At 43.3% G+C, this 6,730-nt stretch carries 5 protein-coding genes; 2 read left to right on the forward strand and 3 right to left on the reverse strand.

The genetic code is table 11. The features are described from left to right. Positions 1-402: 402 nt before the first annotated feature. Entirely contained in the window at positions 403-756 is a 354-nt protein-coding gene (locus tag ACT3SX_RS12950; protein ID WP_225739304.1) for a zinc ribbon domain-containing protein YjdM, read from the reverse strand. Between the two features lie 268 nt (positions 757-1,024). Between ACT3SX_RS12950 and ygfZ the strand changes: the two genes are divergently transcribed. Then, complete coding sequence (gene ygfZ, locus ACT3SX_RS12955; RefSeq protein ID WP_192520488.1) at positions 1,025-1,765, forward strand: CAF17-like 4Fe-4S cluster assembly/insertion protein YgfZ; 741 nt, start codon at positions 1,025-1,027, stop codon at positions 1,763-1,765. A gap of 141 nt (positions 1,766-1,906) precedes the next feature. Beyond that, complete coding sequence (locus ACT3SX_RS12960) at positions 1,907-3,232, forward strand: D-amino acid dehydrogenase (protein ID WP_192520487.1); 1,326 nt, start codon at positions 1,907-1,909, stop codon at positions 3,230-3,232. A gap of 74 nt (positions 3,233-3,306) precedes the next feature. Here the strand turns inward: ACT3SX_RS12960 and ACT3SX_RS12965 are convergent, their stop codons facing one another. Both ACT3SX_RS12965 and ACT3SX_RS12970 read right to left on the reverse strand, forming a co-directional pair. Continuing rightward, the gene (locus ACT3SX_RS12965) at positions 3,307-5,484 is read right to left on the reverse strand and encodes a molybdopterin oxidoreductase family protein (protein ID WP_192520486.1); all 2,178 of its coding nucleotides are present in this window, start codon (positions 5,482-5,484) and stop codon (positions 3,307-3,309) included. Positions 5,485-5,577: 93 nt separating this feature from the next. Beyond that, on the reverse strand, positions 5,578-6,270 hold the full coding sequence (locus ACT3SX_RS12970) for a TetR family transcriptional regulator (protein WP_192520485.1): 693 nt from the start codon (positions 6,268-6,270) through the stop codon (positions 5,578-5,580). Between the last annotated feature and the right edge of the window lie 460 nt (positions 6,271-6,730).

Consider the following 6,730-nt stretch of genomic DNA (forward strand, 5'->3'; position numbering starts at 1 on the left):
AATAAAAATACTTCAGAAAAACCACTTCTTCGTATTTATTTTATTATATATAAAGAAAAACTACATAGTTATTCATTATTTCTTACAAAAAACCATGTTGACTTTAAGGGTATAGTTAAAGAAGTTTAAAACGAGTATCAAATAAGCGGTTATAAGGTGCCTTGTATACGAAACGATTTTGGAGAGACTCATCATCTTTTTTAAACTTAGGCATCACCCGGATTTAGGAATAATGATACAAAAAAACCACCTAAGTTTAGGTGGTCATCTTTTTGCATATCTTTATCAAAAACATAAATAAGCTTATGCATTCATATAGTTAGTAGACCTTAAATGTCAAAACAAATAATCCTATCAGTCACTAAAACTGCGCTCAATACAATGCGTTTGTAAGCGATCTATTTAAGCTTTTTTCACCACCGATGACTTGAGCTTCATCGGGCCGTAGCCATCCAATTTACAATCAATATCATGGCCATCAGTCGCATCTGGTAACAGGCGAATACTCTTGGCTTTGGTGCCTACTTTAATGACAGTTGAAGAGCCTTTTACTTTTAGGTCTTTGATCACGGTTACCGCGTCGCCGTCCTGCAGCTCATTGCCAACTGCATCACGAATGACTGCCTCTTGTTCTTCAGCTTGCTCCGCATCAGTCTCTGCTGCTGTCCATTCATGAGCACACATAGGACATACCAGTAACGCACCATCTTCATAAGTATATTCAGCATCACATTTAGGGCAATTGGGTAAGCTCATAATTTCCTCGATAGCCATTATAAATTAAGTTTATTGCAAAGGCCTTATTGTACCGTAACTCACCTATTTTCACCAACTTGTACGCTTGAAAACTGCGCTCAGCACCCAACTTATACCTTAACTGACCACTTAGCGCTGACGTTTTTTATGACGGTAGTTTTTGTGGTACTCTTCTTAGTCTCATTTACATTTACGCAGACAGTTTTTTATCAAAAAAATCAACACTGACGTCTTTAATGAATAAATTGACATTAAAAGGATAATAACAATGGGTCATGTTTCTATACCGCAGTTTCAACAAATTAGCATTGTAGGCGCAGACGCCGAAAAGTTTTTACAAGGACAGCTTACGTGTGATGTGACTAAGCTGGGGCTGAGTTACCAAGCAGCCGCTATTTGCAACTTAAAAGGCCGTATTGAGTTTGGTATTTGGATTAAAAAACAAGCCGAGCAACATTTTGATGTGGTGATCAGTGCTGACTGTACAGACTCGCTACTTGTCCACCTCAAAAAGTTTGGCGCTTTTTCCAAATTTGATACCAGCGCGCCAATTTTAATTTACCCTTGTATGCTCGCTGATGAACCAACCTTTAGCCATGACGATACGCACAATACCGAACAGGATACGCAAGCATGGATGCAATGTAGCATTGCTACTGGCAATTATTGGATAGTTGCCGCCACCCAAGGCGAGTTTCAGCCACAAGAATTGCGCTTGCATCAGCGCGGCGGTATGGACTACGACAAAGGCTGTTACTTAGGTCAAGAGGTGATTGCGCGTATTTATTTTAAATCTGCACCTAAGGCATTTTTGCATTACGTACAAGGCGAAGATGTACTACCCAGTGCAGGTGACAAGCTAAATAAAATCCAAGTTGTAAATGCCATTGCAACCGACCACGGTTTTGAAGCATTGGTGGTTGCACGTCCAGAACACCTTGCCGACAGCGCACTAACCACGCTCAACTTGCCAGCCGCCTTACAAGCAGATGTTGCCCGCGCTAAGTAAGGTGGCGTATCATCAATAAACACCCCTAATTATTTTACTATTTTAGGGTCTATTGAACATCCAAATGTGGTGCAATTTGAGCAATCATCAGCCCTAATATTTGAATAATTAACAGATTCTATAGTCACGGCAGAAAATCCTATGACACATATTGCAGTACTAGGAGCAGGCGTGGTCGGTGTGACCACCGCATGGTATCTTCGTCAAGCAGGTTATGATGTGACTGTGATTGAACGCGAACCGGCAGCAGGCTTACAAACTTCATTTGCCAATGGCGGTCAAATATCGGTATCACACGCCACGCCGTGGGCCAACCCTGCTACCCCAAAAAAAGCACTAAAATGGCTTTTTAAAGAAGACGCGCCACTACTTTATCGCCTGCGGGCTGATAAGGCGCAGCTCAAATGGGCCATGCAGTTTTTACAAGAATGCCGCGCCGATAAAGCCGATGCTAACCTTGTGCAAATGGTTCGCTTAGGGCTATATTCTAGAGGTGCGTTACAGCAACTACGCGCCGATATCGGTATTAATTACGAGCAACAGACGCGCGGTATTATGCATTTTTATACCAGCCAAGCCGAATTTGATGCTGCGATTAAACCCACAGAGCGTATGCAAGCACTTGGCTGCGAACGCCATGTCATTGATATCAATAACGCTGTGAGCTTGGAACCAGCACTATCTCCTATTGCGCATAAACTGACTGGCGCAACCTATACCAGCCGTGATGAGTCAGGCAATGCACATCTATTTACTCAGCGGTTGGCACAGCACTGCATGGATGCTGGCGTGCATTTTATGTACGATACCGAAATTCTAGCGCTCAATACCGATAGCGAAGCCAAAACCCCGCACGTGCATAGTGTTACTATCCGTCCAACAGGCGAAAATGCACAAACCTTCACAGCAGACAACTATGTATTGGCACTGGGCAGTTATAGCGTCAGCTTATTAAAACCGCTGGGTATTCATGTGCCAATTTTTCCGGCAAAAGGCTACTCTGCCACTTATACTGTAAATCCACGTGCGCCGCATTTAGCACCTTTTGTGAGCTTAATTGATGATGAGTTCAAACTGGTGGCCTCGCGGTTAGGAGATAAATTGCGTGTGGCTGGTACTGCAGAATTTAATGGCTACAACCTAGACTTAAATACCACACGCTGCGAGGCCATTACCCGCCGCGTACAGCAGTTATTCCCTAAAGGTATTATTGCCAATTCTGTGCAATATTGGACAGGATTAAGACCGATGACCCCCTCAAACGTACCGCTGATTGGTCGTGCACACTGCGGTCAAGTCAGACATGGTAGTCATAACGCTTCAGCCACGTTTGATAATTTATGGCTTAATACTGGTCATGGTACATTAGGTTGGACGCATTCTTGTGGCTCTGCAAAAGCCGTCAGCTTATTGATACAAGGCGAAAAGCCTAACGTTGATTTTGACTTTGTGGGTATGAGTGTTTAATCAGAATATCAATATATTAAAACCTGTTAAACACTCACAAATACGCCCTAAGCTATCCTGCTATCTATCAAGTTTTATGATGCAGTAGCCAATGCGATATCTACAACTGAGTCCAGTGCTTCTAATTGTACCGGCACACCATTCACGGCCGCATTGCCACTTAACTGATCAATCAAAGTGTCATCAGTTAAATCGTTAACGCTGACTCCTGCATGTGCTTGAGCAATTTGCTGCTTAACGCCTTTTCGGCCGTGACCAAAACCATGTGGGATACTCACCACCCCTGCCATTAGCTCGTCGGTTACTTCTGCTGCAATGACGATGCTACCCACACGCGAGGTCACTCTGACGTTTTGACCATTGATAATGCCATGCTGCTCTGCCGTTTTTGGATGCAGCATTAACGTACAACGAGATTTGCCTTTTACCAATCGATGGCTATTATGTAACCACGAATTGTTGCTGCGTACATGCCGACGCCCAATCAATAGAATCTCATCTTCATTGTACTGCTGTACCATCTCACGCACGCGCGCCAAATCCGCCTGATAAAAATCCACATGTAAATGAATCTGTTTATCAGCATGTTTAATAGCCTCTGGTAACATGCTATGTAATGGGCCTAAATCAATGCCGTGTGGGTTTGCTAGCAATGTCTCTATCGTGACCGCTTCTCTGTGAGGACCGTATTTTAAACCCTGCTCTAATAGAATTTTTGGTCCGAATGCTTTTGTCGCTGCACGCTCTTTTTGGGTGGCCTCTGGTGCGTCTTTGTCCAGGCGATCGGCCAATTCTAAATAAATCTCCCAGTCATGCATTGCATTGTCTTTTCTGTCGAACAAGGCCGGTGAATATTTAGCCACGTTATGCACCGCAAAACCGTTAAACGTGATGTCGTAATGATCGCGTTCTAATGGCGATACTGGTGGCAAAATAATATTGGCATGACGACTGGTTTCTGTCACAAAATAATCAAGTGAGACCATAAACTCTAATTGTGATAAAGCTTTGTCCAATTTTTCACCATTTGGCGTGCTGATAACAGGGTTTCCAGCAACCATCATAAAACCTTTTAACTGCCCCTCACCTGCTACTAGCATCTCATCTGCCATGGCAACGACTGGATACTCACCATTAAAATCAGGTAAGTGACTCACGCGGCTGTGACGTTTGCCCAAATAACCTGGGCCTGAGCTGTTCACCACATCGATGGCAGGGTTAGGGAACATTGCACCGCCCACTTCATCTAGGCGGCCAGTCACAATATTAATAACCATCGATAGATACTGACTCAACAAGCCAAACTCTTGCACCGAAATACCCATACGGCCATAACAGACTGAGCTTTCGGCCTCGCAAAACTCTTTGACCATACGTTTGATTTCAGGCGCAGCGATACCGGTAATATCGGCGACCGACTCAGGCGTATATTCTTTGGCAAACATGGCAATACGATCAATTTCTGGTGCTAGCGTGGCGGCTTTACTATCCAATTTTGCATAGCCTTGTGCATAAATTTCGTTCAACATGGCTAGTAACAGCAGCACATCCGTGGCGGGTCGGATAAAGTGATGTTCGCTAGCAATGTCGGCGGTTTCGGTGCGTCTTGGGTCAATCACCACCACTTTGCCATCACGGGCTTTGATATCTTTTAGCTTTTGGCGCATGTTTGGTGCGGTCATGATACTGCCATTAGAGGCCAGCGGATTGCCTCCAATAATAAGCATATATTGGGTATGATTCACATCCGGTATAGGAATACGTAGCATATGACCGAATAGGTGCATACTGACGATATGGTGTGGCAATTGATCGATTGAGGTTGCGGAAAAACGACTTCGGGTTTTTAAACTGGTGAGTAACTGTTTGATGGTCAGCATTCCACCCATATTGTGTACGTTAGGGTTACCTAGATAAACACCCAACGCATTTTGACCATATTTTTGCTGGATAGATTGAATACCTGCAGCAACTTTATCCAATGCTTCTGGCCAACTAATAGGTTTCCAACCGTCTGCCGTTCTCTCTACAGGCTGCCGCAAACGGTCAGGATCTTCATGCAAATCTTGCAAGGCAGTAGCTTTCGGACAAATATAGCCTTGCGAAAACGGGTCGTTTTTATCCCCTTTAATCGACAAGACTTTTTCGCCATCATGTTTTATCTCGACACCGCACATCGCTTCGCACAAGGTACAGGTTCTAAAATGTAGTTGTTCATTGACTGTGTTTGATGTAGCTACTGTTGTAGTCATAATCACGCTTCCTTTTGTGTTTTACTGACTCTGGTTTTACGATGACTGTTGTTACTTATCTTCATTCCTTGTCATCACTAAATGTTCTCACTACTAACTGCGCCTGCCTCCTTGTAAAAAATGGGCGAACAGCGCATCAAAGCTTGCTTTCAACGCGGCAATTGCCTGTGGTCTGGAATAGCGCTGCTGATGACAGCCTAGTATTAACTCGTGTACCTGTGCGCTTGCGATATCGACACAAAGATTGACCTCGGTACGCTCAAAAGAACGACCAGATAACTGCAAGCCTTGAATAAATATTTCTGCCCACTCCTCTTGTATGTCGGTGACCAAATTCCCTAGTCCGTTTTTTAACGCTGATGGGCTTTTTATACTGGCCTCTAGCCGCGGGCGGTCTTCTAGTAAGTGCTGAAACAATGCAATGTTTTGGAACGCAGAATCAAAAATCATCATCAAACAGCGCTCACACTGTTGATTAAAGTGATCTGTGTTTAATACATCATAGTTTTTGAGCATGTCTATCCATGCCAAACGCATAGGTGATAAATAGCTGTCTTTTAGCTGAGCGCTCAACTCGTTCTGTAGGGCATCAAGACTGTCAAAATGATTGTAAAAACTAGGCTGGGCAATGCCAGCGCCTTTGGCAATTTTATTCATACTCATGCCCTGAGCACCTTCTGAGCTGTATAGCCGTAGCGCGCTTTTTAGCAATGCCCGTCGCGTTTTGGCTTTGGCCAGATCGCGTTTGGACACTATCGGTGCGGTTAAATGTGCAGTAGCATTCACAACAAACATATCCTTATCTAAGGTGAACATACATCAGCCGCTTATCTTTAAGGTGAGTACATCCAAAAATATTTACGATACTGAAAATATTATAGTGGACTGACTGTATTGGGCGATATCTCAACTATAAGGTTATAGTTATTATCCTGATAAGTCTATAGCCAAAATCGTGGCAATCTTTTTAGATTGGTTATCACCCTGCATCATCCATAGAACAAGCGCTTAGAAAAATCAGCAGAAATTATTATCGAGAGGTTATTAGATAAAAAGAGAGATAGCAGCTGCATATTGTCTAAAAATAATTGCTACCAGTAGAGCATTTGAATGTTCAACAGATCCTAGTATTTTACGAAGCACTAGACTGATAACAGTTACTAACTACCATTCAAACTTAGGGATTTTTGACATAACCATGGTACAAGTAACATAGCCATTTCATTAATTGTAATTAAGCAACACT

Origin of the sequence: Psychrobacter sp. AOP31-B2-9 (assembly GCF_052378005.1) — a bacterium.
Taxonomy (GTDB): domain Bacteria; phylum Pseudomonadota; class Gammaproteobacteria; order Pseudomonadales; family Moraxellaceae; genus Psychrobacter.

What these genes read in the sequence shown, in the direction of transcription:
- ygfZ (WP_192520488.1), top strand. Translation starts at nt 1,025, where the DNA reads ATGGGTCATGTTTCTATACCGCAGTTTCAACAAATTAGCATTGTAGGC.
- ACT3SX_RS12950 (WP_225739304.1), bottom strand. Translation starts at nt 756, where the DNA reads ATGAGCTTACCCAATTGCCCTAAATGTGATGCTGAATATACTTATGAA.
- ACT3SX_RS12960 (WP_192520487.1), top strand. Translation starts at nt 1,907, where the DNA reads ATGACACATATTGCAGTACTAGGAGCAGGCGTGGTCGGTGTGACCACC.
- ACT3SX_RS12965 (WP_192520486.1), bottom strand. Translation starts at nt 5,484, where the DNA reads ATGACTACAACAGTAGCTACATCAAACACAGTCAATGAACAACTACAT.